Genomic DNA, 216 nt, shown 5'->3' on the forward strand with positions numbered 1-216 from the left:
TTTCAAATTTGTACGTTACACCGTATTTATTAGCTTCGAATACCCATGTTCCTATAAACTCTACATCTGCCTTATTTACTGTTTTATTTTCAGCATCGTAGCTCTTGAATATCCATTTACCATCGTTTTCTGCATCTACGTACTCTTTAGTTGTCGGTTGAATCGCATCTACATTTGCTTTATCTGCATAACGATTTTGGTCAGTTGGTTTATAGC

Annotated in this window: 1 protein-coding gene; it reads right to left on the minus strand. The window is 35.2% G+C overall.

Annotation, left to right across the window (positions count from 1 at the left end; all coding sequences use genetic code 11):
• On the minus strand, window positions 1-216 hold a 216-nt coding region (locus ADI58_RS00160; RefSeq protein WP_049521010.1), incomplete at both ends, for an SHIRT domain-containing protein.

Source organism: Streptococcus mitis, assembly GCF_001074635.1.
GTDB classification, from domain to species: domain Bacteria; phylum Bacillota; class Bacilli; order Lactobacillales; family Streptococcaceae; genus Streptococcus; species Streptococcus mitis_E.